Raw genomic sequence first — 18,469 nt, forward strand, 5'->3', positions numbered from 1 at the left:
ATAATTTTTTATCACAACAGCCCTTACACACGCCCTTATGCTTGTAATTTCACTTTTTGAAACAATTTTTTATACATGTAATTTATTATATCACTTCTTTTAATTATTCCTATAAATACATTATTATCATCTACTACAGGGACAAAATTTTGGTTCATCGCAATAGTAACTAAATCCTCTATATCTGAATCAATATGAACAGGTTTATTTTCTCTATGTCTTGGAATATCGCCTATGGATACTTTATTTGTATCCTTAAAATCAAGTTCAGGTGTATTCTTCATCTTCCATAGAAGGTCACCCTCTGTCAATGTTCCAATATAAACTCCCTTTTCATCAAGTATAGGAATTGCTGAATATCCATGATACTCCATTCTTTCAAGTGCTTGTCTCATTGTTGCTGTTACCTTTTCACAAATCACTTCACTTTTGGGAGTTAAAAAAAATGCAATATTCATACACTTAACCTCTTTTCATAATAAATACTAACCCTTACTTTAATATTATACCAACCTTTTTTTTCAATAAAATAAACTATAATTTAATTTTATGTTAACTAAAGATATACTAATTGAAACAGTATACATACACAGTGAATTTTTAGTCATTTAAACGTATACACAAGTATAATTATACATTGTGCTGCTGTAAGCTGTCAAATGCTTTATAGTACAATTTATCTGTAATATCTGTTAATTTTTCCGAGCCATTTCCAAGTATTCTCACTATTATACCAAATTTAAAGCTAATACTTACACCAAAGTCTATATCAGCATATTCAGAAAGCACTTCCTCAAGTGACGTTTTAAATTTTTCATTTATATTTTTATTCACTATTATCATATTCGCCTGATGAGTAAATTGTCCATAAAGCCCCATACTATTTAACTTCTGTTCATTTGGCTTTAAAACAGTATTGTCCATAAAAATTAACTTACTATCAAAAAATATTTTTGTCCTTGATTTAAAACTTTTAAAACTAAAAACTTCATTTCTCTTGTATCGTCCACAAGAAATTATTTCTCTAAATATGAGATTACAATTTTTAGACAGCCTTATATCTGTTTCACCTCTAAAATCGGAATGCTCATAAGGCATAGTTGGCTTTAACATATATGCTAAAGTACAGTTTTCCTCCATAGTAATATTTACTTTTTGAGCTGCAAACCCTGTATTCATTTTAAAAATTTTGCTGTAAGCTTGGGAATAAAGTTCTAAGTTAGACCCCTTTCCCATATTTACAGTTATACTATAGTCATCACCTTCAAGAACACCAGGTGATACATTTACAAGACATAATCTCATAATGTTATTTTCACCATAAAAAGGTTTTAAAAGCTTAAAAGGAGGTGTAAAATAACTATCACTAACTACCGTCTTTTCATTTTTTACTTTTGTTTCAAGTTTAAGTACACTTTCTTTGCTATAATAATTCATCATAAATCCTCTAATAAAACATTTTTCTTAATCCAATTTATAACTTCCTGAAGCCCTTTTTTTTCATTTAAATTTGTAAATATAAAAGGTTTATTTCCTCTCATTTTCTTAGAATCCCTTTCCATAACTTCAAGACTCGCTCCAACATATGGTGCAAGGTCAATTTTATTAATTACAAGTAAATCTGAACGCGTAACTCCAGGGCCACCTTTTCTTGGAATCTTATCACCCTCTGAAACATCTATTACATATATAGTTGCATCTGCAAGTTCTGGACTGAAGGTTGCTGAAAGATTGTCTCCACCACTTTCTATAAATACAATCTCTATGTCAGTAAATTTTTTTACAAGTTCATCTACTGCCTCAAGATTCATTGATGCATCCTCTCTTATAGCTGTATGTGGGCACCCACCTGTTTCTACACCTATTATTCTTTCAGCAGGAAGTACACTATTTTTAGTTAAAAACTCTGCATCCTCCTTTGTATATATATCATTAGTTACAACACCTATGCTGTAATCCTTACTCATTTCTCTTGTAAGTTTTTCAATTAACGCAGTTTTACCTGAACCAACAGGCCCTGCTATTCCAATTCTAACGTAACTCATGTTTCCTCCTTAATCAATTCACAGTTCACAATGCACAATTCACAATGAAGGTTAATTTTCTGTTTCCACAGAAAATTTAAAAACTTAATGTGCTCCGCCCAAACCTGCAATATTTCTTCAGCGAAGCTGAAATTATAAATTTAAAGGTTTCTCCGACGCAAGGAAGAGAAACCCACCTTCTCTGTACTCTGTACTTTGTACTTTGTACTCTGTCTCCTATCATGACATGTACAGTCTCGAATATAAGTTTTCATGCTGCATTGCCTTTATATCAAAACCAATAGTACATCTTCCAAGATCATCTATATCTAACTCATTTATTTCCTCGGCTATATTTTTTAATAATTCACTACACTCAAAGAGTATAAGCTGTCCTTCCATTTGTCCAAGTGGAATAAGCTTTGCACAATTATTCACTATGCAAGATGCAGAATTATACAAATATGCACTTATACTTTCCATTTTATCAATTCCATATTCAGCGCAAAAAACACCAAATACAATACTGTGTTGACCTCTACACTTACCTTCTTTTATAAGTTCAGCATATTTTAAAAGCATATCTTTTTTATCGAAGGTTTCTGAAATTCTTAAAAACCTTGCACACATTTTGGCGCTTCCTTCTTTAATTTCCCGCGGTGCCTTAAGTGCATAAAGCATTTCATCAAGTTCTACTAGCTTATTAATATCCTTTTCCAGCGTATATTCATAAGCCAGCTTAAGTGCAAGAACATCAGTATACTTTATTCCATATGAAAGCATATTATGAAGATACTCCTTAGCTGTTTCCTTATCTTTAACTATTCCATTTTGAACATAGGTTTCAAGACCATTTGATTGAGTGTATGCTCCTATTGGAAATATCGAATCAGCTACTTGAAGCAGCGTAAAAAAAGTATTATTCATGTTCATGCTGGTGATGATGAGAATGCTTGTGACACTCAACTCCATTAACAAGCTTTCTCATTTCCTTTTTAGGATTAAAGCCTTTTTTGTCTAAAAGCTCCATTAGCGGTTTTTCATATGGAATCATTATACTACCTTCTGTTAAAAATAATGGTACATGTTGATTTCCTATTTCATAACACATGGTTCCCATATCAACCATACTCTTAGGCTCAATTAATATAACTTCACTTTCAGGAATATTTACAGCTATAATTTCACTGTCATCCATATATAATATATCTCCATCATTTATTTTTCTATGCTCAGAAAGCCTTATTCCTATTTCCTTTCCAAGCGAACTATCCTTTTTTAGTATTTTCTTATTTACTTCATACCACTCAATATCAATAGTATCGAGCTTTCTACCTTTTACATCTATATCGTGCAAATTGCCAAGTATTTTTTCTATTATCAAAACTTCAACCCCTCTTAGGCAGAGTACAGATTACAGAGTACAAAGTACAGTGATGGTTAATTTTCCGCTAAAGCCGAAAATTTAAAAATTTAATGGGCTATCGCCCAAACCTATTCCATATTTTCTTCAGCGGAGCTGAAGCTATATATTTAAAGATTTATCTGACGCAAGGAAGATAAATCATCCTTCACTGTACTCTGTACTCTGTACTTTGTACTCTGATTTAATATCTTAAAATAAAAAGTATCTCTGTCCTAAAGCTACTTCTTCAATTGGCTTACAGGTTATTCTTTCCCCATCCACTTTTACTTCATAAGTTTCTGGGTCAACATCTATTTTAGGGCATTTGTCATTTAATATCATATCTTTTTTACCTATATTTCTGCAATCCTGTACAGGATATACAAGCTTATCAAGATGTAATTTTTTTATGTTACCATTTTTAATTGATTCCTTTGAAACAAAAGTTATGGATGTCTTTCCCTTTGCCTTTCCAAAAGCACCGAACATATTTCTATAAAATACAGGTTGTGGTGTTGGAATCGACGCATTAGGATCACCCATTTTTGCTGCAGTTATAAAGCCGCCTTTTATTACCATCTCTGGCTTAACCCCAAACATTGCTGGTTTCCATAAAACTAAATCTGCAAACTTTCCTGCTTCAATTGATCCAACGTATTTTGATATTCCATGAGTTATAGCTGGGTTTATAGTGTATTTTGCAATGTATCTTCTAACTCTAAAATTATCATTATCTCCTGTTTCTTCTTTTAAAGCACCCCTTTGCTTCTTCATCTTATCAGCAGTCTGCCAAGTTCTTATTATAACCTCTCCAACTCTTCCCATAGCTTGAGAATCTGAACTAAGCATACTAAAAACCCCCATATCGTGAAGAATGTCTTCTGCAGCTATTGTTTCTGGTCTAATTCTTGAATCTGCAAAAGCCACGTCTTCTGGAACTTTACTGTCTAAGTGATGACATACCATAAGCATATCTAAATGCTCATCTATAGTATTCACAGTATATGGTCTTGTTGGATTAGTTGAAGATGGCAACACATTTGGGAAAGCTGCTGCCTTCATTATATCAGGGGCATGACCTCCACCAGCACCTTCTGTATGGTAAGTATGAATAGTCCTTCCCTTTATTGCATTCATAGTATCTTCTACAAACCCACCTTCGTTAAGCGTATCTGTATGTATTGCAACTTGAACATCATATTTATCAGCTACAGTAAGACATGTATCTATTGCCTTTGGTGTACTTCCCCAATCTTCATGAAGCTTAAGTCCCATAGCCCCAGCTTCTATTTGTTCCTCAAGTGCTTTTTCTGATGAACAATTTCCCTTTCCTAAAAATCCTAAGTTCATAGGAAAAGCTTCTGCTGCTTCAAGCATTTTTTCAATGTACCATGATCCTGTTGTACATGTTGTCGCATTGGTTCCATCCGCAGGTCCAGTTCCCCCTCCTATCATTGTTGTTATTCCACTATATAAAGCAGTCTCTATTTGCTGTGGAGATATAAAATGTATATGTGAATCTATTCCTCCAGCTGTAACTATAAGTCCCTCTCCGGCTAAAGCCTCTGTTGCTGCTCCAACTATCATATTAGGAGTTACTCCATCCATTATAGAAGGGTTTCCTGCCTTACCTATAGAAACAATTTTTCCGTCCTTTATTCCTATATCAGCCTTTACAATTCCCCAGTAATCTATTATAAGTGCATTTGTTATCACTAAATCGAGAACACCTTGATTTCTTGCTGCAACTGCTGACTGTCCCATACCATCTCTTAAAGTTTTTCCGCCGCCAAACTTACACTCTTCTCCGTATACAGTATAATCCTTTTCAACTTCAACTATAAGATCTGTATCTGCAAGTCTTACCTTATCTCCTGTAGTTGGTCCATACATATTTACATAATCGTGGCCCGAAATCTTAAAACTCATTTATTCCGCCCCCTTAAAGTCTAATTCTTTAGCACTTTTAAAGCTTTTTTCCCTTACCTTTTCATCACTTATACAACCTTCAGTAAGTCCGCTAAAACCATGTATTTCCTTATTTCCACTTACTTCGACAAGCGTAACATCCTTTTCTTCTCCCGGTTCAAATCTTACTGCCGTTCCAGAGGCTATATCCAGTCTCATTCCAAAAGCAGCTTTTCTATCGAATTCAAGTGCCTTATTAACTTCAAAAAAGTGAAAATGCGAACCAACTTGAATTGGTCTATCTCCTGTATTTGAAACTGTAATCTTTTCAGTTCTTTTTCCTTCGTTACAAACTATCTCTTTATTTTTTATTATAATTTCACCAGGTATCATATACTATTAAACCTCCTATCTGATTGGATTATGTACTGTTACAAGTTTAGTACCATCCTTAAAGGTTGCTTCTATCTGAACTTCTGTAACCATACTAGCTACACCTTCCATAACCTCTTCTTCTGTTAAAATTTTAGTGCCATATTGCATAAGTTCACTTACACTTTTGCCATCTCTCGCTGCTTCCATTAACTCTGAGCTTATAAGTGCTATGGCCTCTGGATAATTTAACTTAAGACCTCTTTCCTTTCTTTGTTTAGCAAGTTCACCGGCGTAATGAAGCATTAATTTTTCCATTTCCTTAGGTGTTAGATGCATATATAAAAACATTCCTTTCTTTTACATATTTATTCAAGTTGTAGAGTTACCGACTCAACTATTAAGTTATACATGCCTCATAATTCTTAGAACATAGTATTTTGAAACATGTATAATTTAAGTTTCGGTACGGTAACCCTTTATGAATATAAATAAAAGTTAAGCTAGCATATAAATAAAACTCTTCAACTAATAAAATTCAATTTTACAAAAGTGCTTTAATGCATAACATTTTGATACAATTAAATTTTAAGTTTCAGACCTTCTATCTATAAAACCATCTTAACTTCAAATCCAAAATTAAAAATAGCGCAAAAATGTATCGAATATTTATACATTTTATTAAAATCAACCACTGTTTTTTATTAATGTAACATTTCAATTTAATTTTATCATTATTTTATTAAAAGTCAATAGACTTACCTTGTACAACCATTTCACATAACACAATTAATATTTATATAATAAATAAATTAGTATATTTTACTTTATTTTAACAATAATTTACATAGTCTTAATATTCATTTGGCTATAATATCATATATTAATAAATAGATTATGCTTTAAAAGAATCTACTAAAGGAAGCTCCATGCAAAATTTAAGTATAGAGAGGAGTTAACTTAATGCCAACAAATGAAAACAACGAATATGTAAATAAAAGAAATTTTTTTAGGGTATACCTTCGCACCCCACTCTGTGCGGAAATATCAATTATAAGTGTAAACGGCAAATCAGTTAAAACAAAACCAAGTAATATTTGCATTCTCGATATTGGTATTGGTGGAGTAAAATTTCGTTCTAAATTAAAACTACCAATAGGAAATAATGTACTTTATGAGTTTAAAATGAAGTTCCTACATACAAACTACTCTTTTGATGGTACCATAGTTCGTAATATTGAAAATGATACTGGCGAAATCTTTTATGGCGCAGCTTTTATAATTATGGAAGATTATACCTCAAACTACTTCAAAGCATTAAATGATTTGGCATTAGTTATTAAACGAAACATTTCTGATCATGGTTGTGAATTTTGTGAACCCCAAAAATGTCCTATAAAATCAAATAAAAATTGATAGGACATTATATCCTATCAATCTCGGTTGCATATTTATCTAAAATATAAACTATAATTCATAAAAAATAAGGGCTATCCATTCCTAGTGAAATCAGTTCAACTAAATCTATTTATGCACCATAATACTTATAATCCATAAACATATTAAGTTTAACATTGATTGCACCTAGTTAGGGGTTTAGGTAGTTAAAGAAACATGAATAAAATTTTTTAAGAGTTAAAATAAGAGTTTATAAATCATTAGCATTAGCATTTTTTTTTTAGATAGCCCATTATTGCATATTTATTTATATTTTTGAATATTGTTATCAAATTAATAAAATCATTTCTGTATTTTTATCAATTTAATATTATATTTTGATTTTAACATTATTTTGATAAAAGTCAATAGATATTATTAAATAATTTAATTTTTTTGGCTATGTTTTAAATAAGTATTGATTTTCACACTTATTTAAAACATAGCTTTCTTTATTATGTTAGTCTATTTTTAATCTTAAACTAATTTATTACTCTGTACCCAACTTAAATTGATTGTTATTGAAAAATACACTTTTATTAATATTAGTCCCATATTTTTATTATATTATTTATTTTTTATAAAATTTATTATTAATAAGGAGGATTTTACAAAAATATAAAGAATATATAATTATATAGTTATTTTACCTTTATATGTTATAAAGTAAATTGCTATATTTTAAAATATTAAAACAGTCTATTAATGACTTATTATTTTATAGAAAATATAAAGCCGTTAATTATAAAAATTTATGATAATTAAAAGAAAGGAGGGATAAGTTATGAATACTTCTGAAAATCAAGTACAAGAACTTCCTACAGAATTATTAGAACAAATGAACGCTGAAGAACTTATAAGCCCATGTATATGCAAGCGTTTCAGCGTTGGTGAGGGACCATGGTAAAAAATTTACCCTATAATAATTAAAGGAAAGAGGGATAAGTTATGAATACTTCTAAAAATCAAGTACAAGAACTTCCTACAGAATTATTAGAACAAATGAATGCCGAAGAACTTTCAACTTCATGTAAATGTGCACGTAATCGTCCTGGTGCAGGACCATTTCAAAAAAATCATTAATTATCTTAATACTAGGCTTTTAATAAAGTTACTTAAAACCATCAATAAGGTATTGCATGCTTTTATAAGCATGTAGTACCTTATTTTGTAATACATATCAGTTATAAAGGAAGTGTTTAATTTGGAAATATCTCGTGAACTTACATTTATAGAATCTACTAATAAAATACTGTCATATAATTATAAATTAAATAAAGCTTGTGTAATTAATAATTCAGTATACAATTTTTTAAAAAATAACGATATTATTAATTTAAATAAAAGCTTAACAGATGAAGAAAAACAACTACTCTTAAAAAACGGTGTCTTAATTGATGATAAATTAGAATATGATAAATTAGCTTATTCAAATAAATTAGCTAAAAGGAAAAAAGTTATAAAATTAACTTCAGTATACTTACACATAACTCAGCGTTGTAACCTATCTTGCAGTTACTGCTACAATCATCAAAATTTAAATCAGCCAGACAAGCTTAGCCTAAATGACATACTTTCCATGGCTAACACTTTAAAAAATATTGGAGTTGAAAATATTATACTTACAGGTGGTGAAGCATTATTAAGAAAAGATATTCTTGAAATTTGCAAAATATTCAAGGATTTAAATTTTAATTTAGGACTATTAACAAATGGGACTCTTCTTTCAGAAAAACAAAGTGTATTAGATTTAATTGATAAAGCTATTATTAGTATAGATACCTTTGATCAGACTAAAAACATGAGGACTGGACTTAATGTACTAAAATTAAAAGAAACTTTGCTTAAAATAAGTAATGCTCAAAGATCTAAGATTACTCTGCGTTCAGTAATAACACGTAATGATGAGGAAAGCTGGAAAGAAGTTAAAGACTTTGCTATATCAAATGGATTTAATTTTATCTCTTCTGTATTTGTACCTAATAATTCTTCTGAACTTGATTTGATACCAAATATTGATAACGTAGAAACTTGTGAAACTGATTGTTCCTTAAATGGCTCTGTTTGTGGTGCGTGCTATAATGAAATAGCTATTGATTTTAATGGAGATATATACCCTTGCCAAGCTCTTATAAAACCAGAACTAAAAGTAACTAATATTTTTAATCACGATTGGCTAAAAGATTTGGAAAACTCAAAAATAACGAGCACCTTCATGAATCGTTCAGTCGATAATATTGAAAATTGTCCTTCTTGTGAATACAAATACTTATGTGGCGGTGGCTGCCCTGCAATATCTTACAATTTACACCATTCAGTAATTAAGTGTGCTAGTCCTATGTGCATATTTAGTAAAACAAATATAGAAAATTATTGGAAATCAGTTTTAAAAAAATATTTTAAGGAATAAATACTTAATAGCATATAGATAAGCAATCTAAAACATTAGAACGCACTATTGTACTAAGGTCATTTAATACGTATCTTAAAATTATTGCGAAGTAAGAGCATTCTGGAACATTAAATAGCAGCAATAAATCTAAGAGGAATATTCTCAAAATCCTAAGAACTTTCAATAACTCACTATCGTTCAGACAAATTGAAAGTTCTAAGTCTTTTGAGAATATTCCTCTAAGATTTATAAGCTGTTATTTAAATCGTTCCAAAACGCTCTTACTTCGCAATTACAGTGGTTTAAGGAAAAAATTCCTCCGTGCCTACGGAATTTTAAGATAAAACAAGAAATATTAAAATTGCGTAAGCAATCAAAAAATAAGTTATAAGATTTTCTGTAGCAAGGCGAAAGAAAATCATCATTCACTGTACTTTGTACTCTGTACTCCGTACTCTGTCTTTTGGTTCGTAATGTTTAAGATTTGTGTATAAACTAATTTTTATTCAACAGTCCCTTGTCTTAATACTACTTAAGTCCCTCAAGTTTATGAGTTAACTTCAAGTTTTCACTATAATCAACAGCACAATCAATTACACTTGGTACCTTCTGTTTAAACGCATCTTCTAAAGTTGGAAGTAATTCTTCAGCTTTAGTGATTCTGTAACCTTTAAGTCCCATGCTCTCTGCCATCATCTTAAAGTCTGGGTTAGTAAAGCTTACACATGCACTTTCTCCATATCTTTCTTCTTGCTTCCATTTTATAAGTCCATAATTACTATCATTAAATATTAAAGTTACAAACGGAGTTCCAACTCTTCTTGCAGTTTCAAGCTCTTGGCTGTTCATCATAAAACCACCATCTCCAGTAACCGCAATAACCTTTTTATCTGGATTTATAAGCTTTGCTGCCAATGCTCCTGGTATTGCTATACCCATAGATGCAAATCCATTTGATATTATGCAGGTATTAGGCTTTAAGCAATGATAGTGTCTTGCTATCCACATCTTGTGTGCTCCAACATCCGATATAACAATATCATCTGCACCCATTACTTTTCTCAAATCAAATAAAATCTTTTGAGGTTTCATTGGGAAAGCATCATCATTAGCATGCTCCTCGTAATCTTTTTGCATGTCCTCTCTAATTTTAAGCACTTGCTTTGGCGCTTCTTGCCTAGATGAACGTCTTATTATTTCATATACTGAATCTGAAATATCTCCAACAACCTCAACTTCTGGAATATAGCATCTATTAATTTCAGATTTTTCTTCACTTATGTGAATTATCTTTATATCACCTTTTGAATTCCACTTTTTAGGCGAGTATTCTATAATATCATAACCTATAGTTATTACTAAATCAGTTTTTTCAAATATACGGTTAACATAATCCTTTTGAGCTAGTCCTATACTCCATATTGATAATGGATTTGTATATGGTATTATTCCTTTTCCCATAAAAGTATTTGCCACTGGAATATTTAATCTTTCTGCCATTTCAAGTACTGCTCTGCTTGCTTTAGAACGTATTGCTCCATTTCCTGCAAGTATTAAAGGATTTTTTGCCCTTGATATAGCAACTGATGCTCTTTCTATACTGCTATATGATGCAAAGCTCTTTTCACACGGTACATGTCTTAAAGGCTTAGCGTCTGCTTGCATGCTTGCAATATTTTGAGGCAAATCTATATGGCATGCTCCAGGCTTTTCTGTTACTGCCGTTTTAAATGCCTTTCTAACAATTTCGGCTGCTGTATCTGGTCTTACAATTTGTTTATTCCATTTTGTAACTGGAGCAAACATGGCAACCAAATCTAAATTTTGATGTGATTCTATATGCATTCTGTCAGTTCCTACTTGTCCAGTTATTGCAACTAGTGGTGCTCCATCGAGATTTGCATCTGCAACACCTGTCATTAAGTTTGTTGCTCCTGGTCCTAATGTAGATAAACACACTCCAGGTTTCCCCGTAAGTCTTCCATATACATCAGCCATAAATGCAGCTCCCTGCTCATGACGTGTAGTTATAAACTTAATTGAAGATTCCTTTAGTGCATTTATTAGAGCCAAGTTCTCCTCTCCTGGTATTCCAAATATGTACTTTACATCTTCATTTTCAAGGCACTTAACCACAAGCTCTGCTGTAGTCATAACTTTAGAATTTTCATCTTCAGTGTTATTGTTAGCCTTAACTGTCATGTCATTTTTCATTTAGTTCTCCTCCTATAAATACTATTTACATGGCTACCTCACTAAAAAATTATTAAACTGCAATTTAAAATTATTGCGAACCTTTATTCAGAGTACAGAGTACAGATGACAGAGTACAGAGTACAGTTAATGTTGATTTACCTTTCCTTACGTCAGGTAAATCTTAAACTTATATGTTGTTCAGCTCCGCCGAACAACATTAATTCCGCAATTGCGTAAGCAATCAAAAAAACTAAGTTTTAAGATTTTCTGTAGCTTTGCTACAGAAAATCATCCTTCACTGTACTTTGTACTCTGTACTCCGTACTCTGTCTTTTGGTTCGCAATGTTTAAAATTTACGTATTAATCAATTATTAGTACGACATCCTCATTAAACTTTTCCTCTAAATTTATAATAGTATCTTATGCAATAAATTACAATATAGAAATGAATAAATTTCAATCAAAATATTAAATAAATCAAATAAAATCAGTCATTTCACTAATATAATACGCTTTATTTTCTTTCAAAATTTTAGTATATATATTCGTTTTTACTGATTATATATGCATTTTTGTAAAATGAAAAGTTTCACATAATAATTTTTTTGAATTGTTTTAATCAAATCTTGCAACAAAAAAATAACAAAGTAGAATTTAACCTTAATATTAAGATTTAAACTCTACTTTTCTGCAAGTATTTAAAATTTAACGTCATACCATATGTGTATACCTTTTTATATATATAAATAAAAATAAACCACATTGAAACTTTAAATTTATTTGTACCAAAATGCCGTATTCTGGGCATTATGGTACAAATAAATTTAAATAGTTGAACTGGTTTATCTATATGGATATACAATCTGTAAGATTGAAATTGATAATACGAAATTCATCCTGTTAAATTACAATTTTTAGAGCAGAGTACAGATGACAGAGTACGGAGTACAGTGAATGATGATTTACCTTTCGTTTTACTCAGGTAAATCTTAAACTTAAATGGTATCAGCTTCGCTGAATATCATGTATGGCGCGATTGCGCAGCAATAAAAAAATAAGTTTTCAGATTTTTCGTAGTGCTAACGGAGAAAAATCGTCCTTCATTGTACTTTGTACTTTGGTTTCTCCTCGACAAATTGTAATTTAACAGAATGCACTTGGTAAAAGCAATTTCAATGTTTCAAGTGGTTTATCTTTACTTTAACTATTTGCCGAATCTACTTTCTTAGTCATTGCTATCAATGAAAATACAATAATAAACACAACTATAATACCAATTTCCTTACCAACCTCCATAATTGAGCTTCCACTTATAATTTTACTTGAAGCTTCTAATGCCCAGGTTGTTGGTACAAAATCTCCTATTTTCTGAATTATATCTGGAGTGATTTCTCTAGGCCAATAACATCCTCCAAGCATTAACATAGGAGTTGTTACAAGCATTATTAATGCACTTGACTGTTTTAAATTTTTTGATCTGTTACAAATTGCAACGCCCAATGCAACTGTGCAAATTGCAAATATAGCCAGGACAATAAACAGATTAAAGATTGATGGTCCTAAATAAATATTTAATGCATATTTCATTATTAATAATATTGCTATTATTTGTATAAAGGCTACTACAATAAAACTTAATATACACTCACCCATATAATTAAAAGACTTTACTCCGGAAGCAAACATTCTTTTATAAACACCAAATTTTTTATCTTGAAGGATAAGTGTAGTTACCATTGTACTTAAATACACAACTCCCATTATTAAAAAGCCAACTAAACTAGACGATATTTTTTCCTCATTCTCTTGACCATTTGTATACTTAAGTTGTGATGAAAAATTACCTTTTTGATATTCTTTAATTCCAGCATAAAATTTATCACTATCACCGTCAATTGCTTTTCCTATATTTTTTGCAGCATTTACAAAACTATTAATATAGTATTTTACAGAAGAATCATTTGTCACTCCACTTATTCCATACATTTGAATATTTGTATCCCCGGAATTATTCATTACATTCTTTGCAAAATCTTTTGGAATAACTACTGCTGTATCAATTTTTTTATTTATAATATCATCTTTAATTTCATTTTTAGAAATAACTTTAATTTCATCTTTATCAGCTTTAAATTTATCTTTTATAATTGAAGTTAGCTTTGAATTATCATTATCAACTAAGCCTATGGTAATGCCAGCATTTGATGAACTACTATAAACGCTTCCTATAACTGCAATAAGAGCTATAGGCAAAACAAACATAACTATTAAATTAGACTTTTTCCTAAATATTCTTTTTATATTATTAAAAAATATCGTCATGCTAATCTCCTCCTTGCAATTAATGAAGATACACTGAGCATCACAGCTGCCATTATAATAATTATTCCTACTGATTGCCAAGCAGATGAGATTGAACCTCCATAAACTGAATTGAATAAAGCAGATTGTGCCATTCCATTTGGAATACATTTTGCAAGCACACCATCTGAAAGTCCAGGTATTTTGAAATATCCACCAGATATAACTGTAAGTATAGGAGTTATGACACCTATAAGTCCACTAGCTTTTTTATCATCACCTGTAAAGGACATAAATAAAATTCCCATAGAAGTTGAGAATATGGACATTGCCGCCATTACACCTACTATGATAAGTGGATTATCTCCCCAGTTCGCACCATATGCATATTTGGTGAATACTACGAGAACCAATGACTGAATTAACAATGTAAAGATAACTCCAAAAACAACTCCAACTAAATGCTCGAAGGTTCTTGTACCTGTGCTTTTAATCCTTTTTCCAATATGATCATAGTATAAATTTTGAATTTCTGCTGCCCCATAATTAGCTCCATACATTAATATGAGTATAAGCATAGTAACAGAATAATAATCTATAGCTCTTGGACTTTTTCCATCTACACTTATATAATTTTCTTTTACATTATCGCTTTCTACATAATTTGTTCTTCCCTTAGTTAGCTTTGCTGTGGTCATAATGGTGTTAGCAGCGTCATTATAACTATCTATTACACTCTTTACAATTCCATTTCTTACAGCACTTTTTTGATTTTCATAAACTTGAATTTTGCTTTTTTTATCGTTTTGATAATTCTCTGTGTAGTTATCATCAATATATATCATTGCAGTTGCCTTGCCATCACTTACAAGCTTTTTGCCTTCACTATAGGTCTTTACACTTTTAACATCTAATATATTTTTTATTTGTTTATTTTTTAAAAACTCATCAAAGCTTTTAGACGCCTGCTTATTGTCACTGTTTAAATAATACACTGTAGTCTTGCCTAAATCTTCAACTGAAAATGCGCTTTTAAGTGCACTTCCCAAGATGATTATTAAGATCATTGGGAAAAGTACCATGGATAAAAGAGTTTTTTTATCTCTAAGATTTATTTTGATTACATTTAAAGCTATATAAATTGCATTCATTATTTTTCCTCCTTAATCTCTAAGCTTTCTTCCAGTTAAGGTTAAAAACACACCTTCAAGTGTAGGTTTCTCAACATTTATTGACACTATCTTACTTTTGAATTCTGCTATTCTAGCTGTGATTGCACTTATATTTTCACTGTTCTTTTCTGAAATAACTTCCAGCATATTATCTGTAACCTCATATTTTTTAACACCTTTTACTTCTTTAATAGCCTTTAGCAATTCATTATTAACATGTGATACTTCAATTTGCACTTTTTCTTCATGTGAAATTAACTCTTTTAATTCGTCCTTTGTACCAGTTGCTATTTCTTTTCCATGATCCACTATTGTTATCTTGTTGCAAAGCGTCTCTATTTCTTCCATATAGTGCGAAGTATATATTATAGTTGATCCCATTTCATTAAGTTTTTTAACTGATTCAAGTATATGATTCCTTGACTGAGGATCTATTCCAACAGTTGGTTCATCCATTATTATAAGCTTTGGATGATGAACTATAGCACATGCAATATTAAGCCTTCTTTGCATTCCCCCTGAATACTGTCCTGGCTTATCTTTTCTTCTATCCCAAAGTTCTGTAAAATCAAGTGCTTCTTTAATTCTTTCCTTAAGAAGTGCTCCTCTAAGTCCACTTAACTTTCCGAAAAATTCAACATTTTCATAAGCTGAAAGATCTTCAAAAACTGCAATGTCCTGTGGAACAACTCCTATATTTTTCTTTATTTCTATTTCATTAGTTTTAAAATCCTTACCAAATATAGTTATTTGACCGCCATCCACTTTAGTTAAACCCGTTATTGCATTTATGGTTGTAGATTTTCCTGCACCATTTGGTCCTAACAGTCCGTATATTTCTCCTTCTTCTATACTTAAGTTTAAATTATCTACCGCTGTAAAATCCTTATATTTCTTTTTAAGATTCTTAATTTCTAATAACATATATTTTTCCTCCAATATATTATTTACACTCTCCATTTAAACAAGTGGTTTATTTCTATGTTTCCATAATACTAATTTTACGTCCTATGGAATAGTGAGATTTAACACTTTGTTATATGACATTTGTCACGAAATTAATATGAAGTAAGTTTATCACAGTATATTAGTCAAAATGTTTTACCAATAAATTTTAAAATTCCGTAGGCACGGAGGAATTTTTTCCTTAAACCACTGTAAATGCAAAGTAAGAGCGTTTTGGAACAATTTAAATAATATCTTATAAATCTTAGAGGAATATTCTGAAAATCCTTAGAACTTTCAATTTGTCTGAACCTTAGTGAGTTATTGAAAGATCTTAGGATTTTCAGAATATTCCTCTTAGATTTATTGATATTATTTAATGTTCCAGAATGCTCTTACTTTGCATTATTTTTCTACCCGATTTCGTCCATTTTTCTTTGCCTTATATAGTTTTTCATCTGCCTTTTGTATAAGCTCTTCTGCATTTTCATAATTATGCCTAACTATCCCGACACTAATTGTAACTTTAACTTCCCTTTTACTAATTGTAGTGCTAAATAATTCTTTTCTCATAGTTTCAACTATATTGGAAGCTTCTTCAATATCCTTGTTCAAAAATATTATTAAAAATTCTTCTCCACCATAACGCCCAGCCATATCATTTGATGTTATATTAGATTTTATTACACTTGCAACTTTTTCTAAAACCTCATCTCCACATTGATGGCCGTACGTATCATTGATTTTTTTGAAATAATCCACATCAATCATAGCAATGCAAAAATTTCCCTTATTCTTCTGTACTCTTATTTCCAAGTTGTCACAAATATACTTATGATTATACATTTGCGTTAAACCATCTGTAACTGATAATACATGCAGCTGTTTGGTTTTTATTTTCAATTTTTCTTCAAATCTATATCTCTCTTCAATCATTTTATTTGCTATTACAGCTAAACTTTTGAATTCCTTATAATTTAACCTTTCTATATCAAGCTTAGGATAACCTTCCGATGCCTCATCTAAAAATTTTTTAAAAAGACAGAAGTTACTTTTTATGGCATCAGTAATATACTTTGTTATGAAAAAGACTATTAACGCTGCAAAAACTACTGCCATGGAAACATTAGCCAGCTCCCTCTTTGCTGCCTTTTTTGTTTCAATTTCATCCGCTTTCATAACATTATCTATTTGATCAATACTGAAACCTGCACCTACTACCCATCCCCATTCTGGAACACCTTCTACAAATGATACCTTGGTAAACGTTGAACTACTCTTAGGATTGCTCCAAATATATGTTAAAAAGCCTTCATTATCCTTTTCCTTTGCAATCTTTATTATTTCCTGCACTATCTTTGTACCTTTTTTATCTTTAATATTCCAAACATTTTTGCCAACATAATCCTTATAAACACCATTACAAATTTCAATTCCATCATAAGTATCAACAAAAATATAATTCTGACTATTTGAACCAAATTTAATTTGACTTATTATATTCAAACATTCCTCTTGTATATTCTTTTTTACATCTTCCGTATATTCACCTGTACCCATATACCAGTTGTAGGGTTCAAACTTTTTAACAAATGTAATTTTCGGGTATAGTTTACCATCCTTATATTCTGGATTTTCCCAATTGCCTGTTATAAAACCCTCATTTTGTTTATTAACTAAAGCTATTTCATTTTTTACTGAAAAATTTCCGCTTGCATCTTGCAAGTTTAAAATACTTTTTCCTTCCAACTCAGGCTTAGTACTATACAACACAGCCTCTCCATTTAATGAAGAAATAAAGTAATAGCCTCTCCCATTGTTATATCTTACATTCCTTAACGCATCTGTTATCATTTTTTTTATTTCACTGCTGCTTTTTGTATTTTTGTTGTTATTATATATACTCATAGCAAGGTCGTACTCTTCATAAGTTCTTTCTTTTATATCATCCCTTAGCCGTTGTTCTGATTCTTGCTCCGTATGTTTTATATACTCAACTGCATTATTTACCTGTCTTTTTATTGTTTTTTTCTCATTGCTTATATATTGATTTCTAATACCTTGTATTTGACTATCAAATAACTTATATTCTACAACTATTCTTAATACACCCATTATAAATATTGTTATTACTACAATAAAAATCATAGCAATATTAATTATATTTATGGAACTATCTTTCATTCTTTTTATCATTAGTTCACCCCAAAATTGTAGCATGTATTTTAACAAAAATAGCTTTATTTTACAGTATAATAGGCTATAAATTAAAATTAATTTAATTTATAGCCTATTATATCATTTTAAGATGAAATT

17 protein-coding genes are annotated in these 18,469 nt (G+C 30.5%); 4 read left to right on the plus strand and 13 right to left on the minus strand.

The features are described from left to right. Positions 1-35 precede the first annotated feature (35 nt). From CUEA01_RS03460 to ureA, 8 genes are all read right to left on the minus strand, one after another. Positions 36-458 (minus strand): CBS domain-containing protein, encoded by a 423-nt coding sequence (locus CUEA01_RS03460; protein ID WP_234118193.1) that lies wholly within the window; start codon positions 456-458, stop codon positions 36-38. Positions 459-630: 172 nt separating this feature from the next. Then, complete coding sequence (locus tag CUEA01_RS03465) at positions 631-1,437, minus strand: urease accessory protein UreD (protein WP_234118201.1); 807 nt, start codon at positions 1,435-1,437, stop codon at positions 631-633. Further along, on the minus strand, positions 1,437-2,045 hold the full coding sequence (ureG, locus tag CUEA01_RS03470) for an urease accessory protein UreG (protein WP_234118212.1): 609 nt from the start codon (positions 2,043-2,045) through the stop codon (positions 1,437-1,439). The genes CUEA01_RS03465 and ureG overlap by 1 nt, the downstream gene beginning before the upstream one ends. Positions 2,046-2,264: 219 nt before the next feature. After that, a complete protein-coding gene (locus CUEA01_RS03475) occupies positions 2,265-2,951 on the minus strand; it encodes an urease accessory protein UreF (RefSeq protein ID WP_234118214.1) in 687 nt (228 codons plus the stop codon). Next, positions 2,944-3,408: an urease accessory protein UreE gene (gene ureE, locus CUEA01_RS03480; RefSeq protein ID WP_234118217.1), complete on the minus strand. Its 465-nt coding sequence runs from the start codon at positions 3,406-3,408 to the stop codon at positions 2,944-2,946. The genes CUEA01_RS03475 and ureE overlap by 8 nt, the downstream gene beginning before the upstream one ends. Positions 3,409-3,639: 231 nt before the next feature. Continuing rightward, the gene (gene ureC, locus CUEA01_RS03485; RefSeq protein WP_234118219.1) at positions 3,640-5,358 is read right to left on the minus strand and encodes an urease subunit alpha; all 1,719 of its coding nucleotides are present in this window, start codon (positions 5,356-5,358) and stop codon (positions 3,640-3,642) included. Continuing rightward, entirely contained in the window at positions 5,359-5,730 is a 372-nt protein-coding gene (ureB, locus tag CUEA01_RS03490; RefSeq protein WP_234118232.1) for an urease subunit beta, read from the minus strand. Between the two features lie 15 nt (positions 5,731-5,745). Then, positions 5,746-6,048, minus strand: coding sequence for an urease subunit gamma (gene ureA, locus CUEA01_RS03495; RefSeq protein WP_234122112.1), 303 nt, complete (start codon positions 6,046-6,048; stop codon positions 5,746-5,748). Positions 6,049-6,672: 624 nt separating this feature from the next. On the opposite strand from ureA, the gene CUEA01_RS03500 reads away from it, so the two are divergent. The 4 genes from CUEA01_RS03500 (at position 6,673) to CUEA01_RS03505 (ending at position 9,556) form a co-directional block, all read left to right on the plus strand. After that, entirely contained in the window at positions 6,673-7,125 is a 453-nt protein-coding gene (locus CUEA01_RS03500; RefSeq protein WP_234118238.1) for a PilZ domain-containing protein, read from the plus strand. An 805-nt stretch (positions 7,126-7,930) separates the two neighbouring features. Beyond that, on the plus strand, positions 7,931-8,053 hold the full coding sequence (locus tag CUEA01_RS24850) for a hypothetical protein (RefSeq protein ID WP_268906139.1): 123 nt from the start codon (positions 7,931-7,933) through the stop codon (positions 8,051-8,053). Between the two features lie 41 nt (positions 8,054-8,094). Continuing rightward, positions 8,095-8,229, plus strand: a complete 135-nt coding sequence (locus tag CUEA01_RS24855; RefSeq protein WP_268906140.1) for a hypothetical protein — start codon at positions 8,095-8,097, stop codon at positions 8,227-8,229. A gap of 121 nt (positions 8,230-8,350) precedes the next feature. Continuing rightward, on the plus strand, positions 8,351-9,556 hold the full coding sequence (locus CUEA01_RS03505; RefSeq protein ID WP_234118240.1) for a radical SAM/SPASM domain-containing protein: 1,206 nt from the start codon (positions 8,351-8,353) through the stop codon (positions 9,554-9,556). Between the two features lie 510 nt (positions 9,557-10,066). On the opposite strand, the gene CUEA01_RS03510 is transcribed toward CUEA01_RS03505, so the two are convergent. The 5 genes from CUEA01_RS03510 to CUEA01_RS03530 all read right to left on the minus strand — a co-directional run bounded on the left by CUEA01_RS03510 (position 10,067) and on the right by CUEA01_RS03530 (position 18,349). Then, positions 10,067-11,752 (minus strand): acetolactate synthase large subunit, encoded by a 1,686-nt coding sequence (locus CUEA01_RS03510; RefSeq protein WP_407929219.1) that lies wholly within the window; start codon positions 11,750-11,752, stop codon positions 10,067-10,069. Between the two features lie 1,183 nt (positions 11,753-12,935). Beyond that, positions 12,936-14,057: an ABC transporter permease gene (locus CUEA01_RS03515; RefSeq protein WP_234118242.1), complete on the minus strand. Its 1,122-nt coding sequence runs from the start codon at positions 14,055-14,057 to the stop codon at positions 12,936-12,938. Continuing rightward, complete coding sequence (locus CUEA01_RS03520; RefSeq protein ID WP_234118244.1) at positions 14,054-15,187, minus strand: ABC transporter permease; 1,134 nt, start codon at positions 15,185-15,187, stop codon at positions 14,054-14,056. Before CUEA01_RS03520 ends, CUEA01_RS03515 begins: the two co-directional genes overlap by 4 nt. 12 nt (positions 15,188-15,199) lie before the next feature. Next, a complete protein-coding gene (locus tag CUEA01_RS03525) occupies positions 15,200-16,132 on the minus strand; it encodes an ABC transporter ATP-binding protein (RefSeq protein ID WP_234118246.1) in 933 nt (310 codons plus the stop codon). Between the two features lie 426 nt (positions 16,133-16,558). Further along, the gene (locus tag CUEA01_RS03530) at positions 16,559-18,349 is read right to left on the minus strand and encodes a sensor domain-containing diguanylate cyclase (protein ID WP_234118254.1); all 1,791 of its coding nucleotides are present in this window, start codon (positions 18,347-18,349) and stop codon (positions 16,559-16,561) included. Positions 18,350-18,469: the final 120 nt, after the last annotated feature.

It is taken from the genome of Clostridium hydrogenum (genome assembly GCF_021432385.1).
In the GTDB taxonomy this organism is placed as follows: domain Bacteria; phylum Bacillota; class Clostridia; order Clostridiales; family Clostridiaceae; genus Clostridium_S; species Clostridium_S hydrogenum.

Coding starts and splice junctions, on each gene's coding strand:
- CUEA01_RS03460 (WP_234118193.1), bottom strand. CDS start 458: ATGAATATTGCATTTTTTTTAACTCCCAAAAGTGAAGTGATTTGTGAA.
- CUEA01_RS03465 (WP_234118201.1), bottom strand. CDS start 1,437: ATGAATTATTATAGCAAAGAAAGTGTACTTAAACTTGAAACAAAAGTA.
- ureG (WP_234118212.1), bottom strand. CDS start 2,045: ATGAGTTACGTTAGAATTGGAATAGCAGGGCCTGTTGGTTCAGGTAAA.
- CUEA01_RS03475 (WP_234118214.1), bottom strand. CDS start 2,951: ATGAATAATACTTTTTTTACGCTGCTTCAAGTAGCTGATTCGATATTT.
- ureC (WP_234118219.1), bottom strand. CDS start 5,358: ATGAGTTTTAAGATTTCGGGCCACGATTATGTAAATATGTATGGACCA.
- ureB (WP_234118232.1), bottom strand. CDS start 5,730: ATGATACCTGGTGAAATTATAATAAAAAATAAAGAGATAGTTTGTAAC.
- ureA (WP_234122112.1), bottom strand. CDS start 6,048: ATGCATCTAACACCTAAGGAAATGGAAAAATTAATGCTTCATTACGCC.
- CUEA01_RS03500 (WP_234118238.1), top strand. CDS start 6,673: ATGCCAACAAATGAAAACAACGAATATGTAAATAAAAGAAATTTTTTT.
- CUEA01_RS24850 (WP_268906139.1), top strand. CDS start 7,931: ATGAATACTTCTGAAAATCAAGTACAAGAACTTCCTACAGAATTATTA.
- CUEA01_RS24855 (WP_268906140.1), top strand. CDS start 8,095: ATGAATACTTCTAAAAATCAAGTACAAGAACTTCCTACAGAATTATTA.
- CUEA01_RS03510 (WP_407929219.1), bottom strand. CDS start 11,752: ATGAAAAATGACATGACAGTTAAGGCTAACAATAACACTGAAGATGAA.
- CUEA01_RS03515 (WP_234118242.1), bottom strand. CDS start 14,057: ATGACGATATTTTTTAATAATATAAAAAGAATATTTAGGAAAAAGTCT.
- CUEA01_RS03520 (WP_234118244.1), bottom strand. CDS start 15,187: ATGAATGCAATTTATATAGCTTTAAATGTAATCAAAATAAATCTTAGA.
- CUEA01_RS03525 (WP_234118246.1), bottom strand. CDS start 16,132: ATGTTATTAGAAATTAAGAATCTTAAAAAGAAATATAAGGATTTTACA.
- CUEA01_RS03530 (WP_234118254.1), bottom strand. CDS start 18,349: ATGATAAAAAGAATGAAAGATAGTTCCATAAATATAATTAATATTGCT.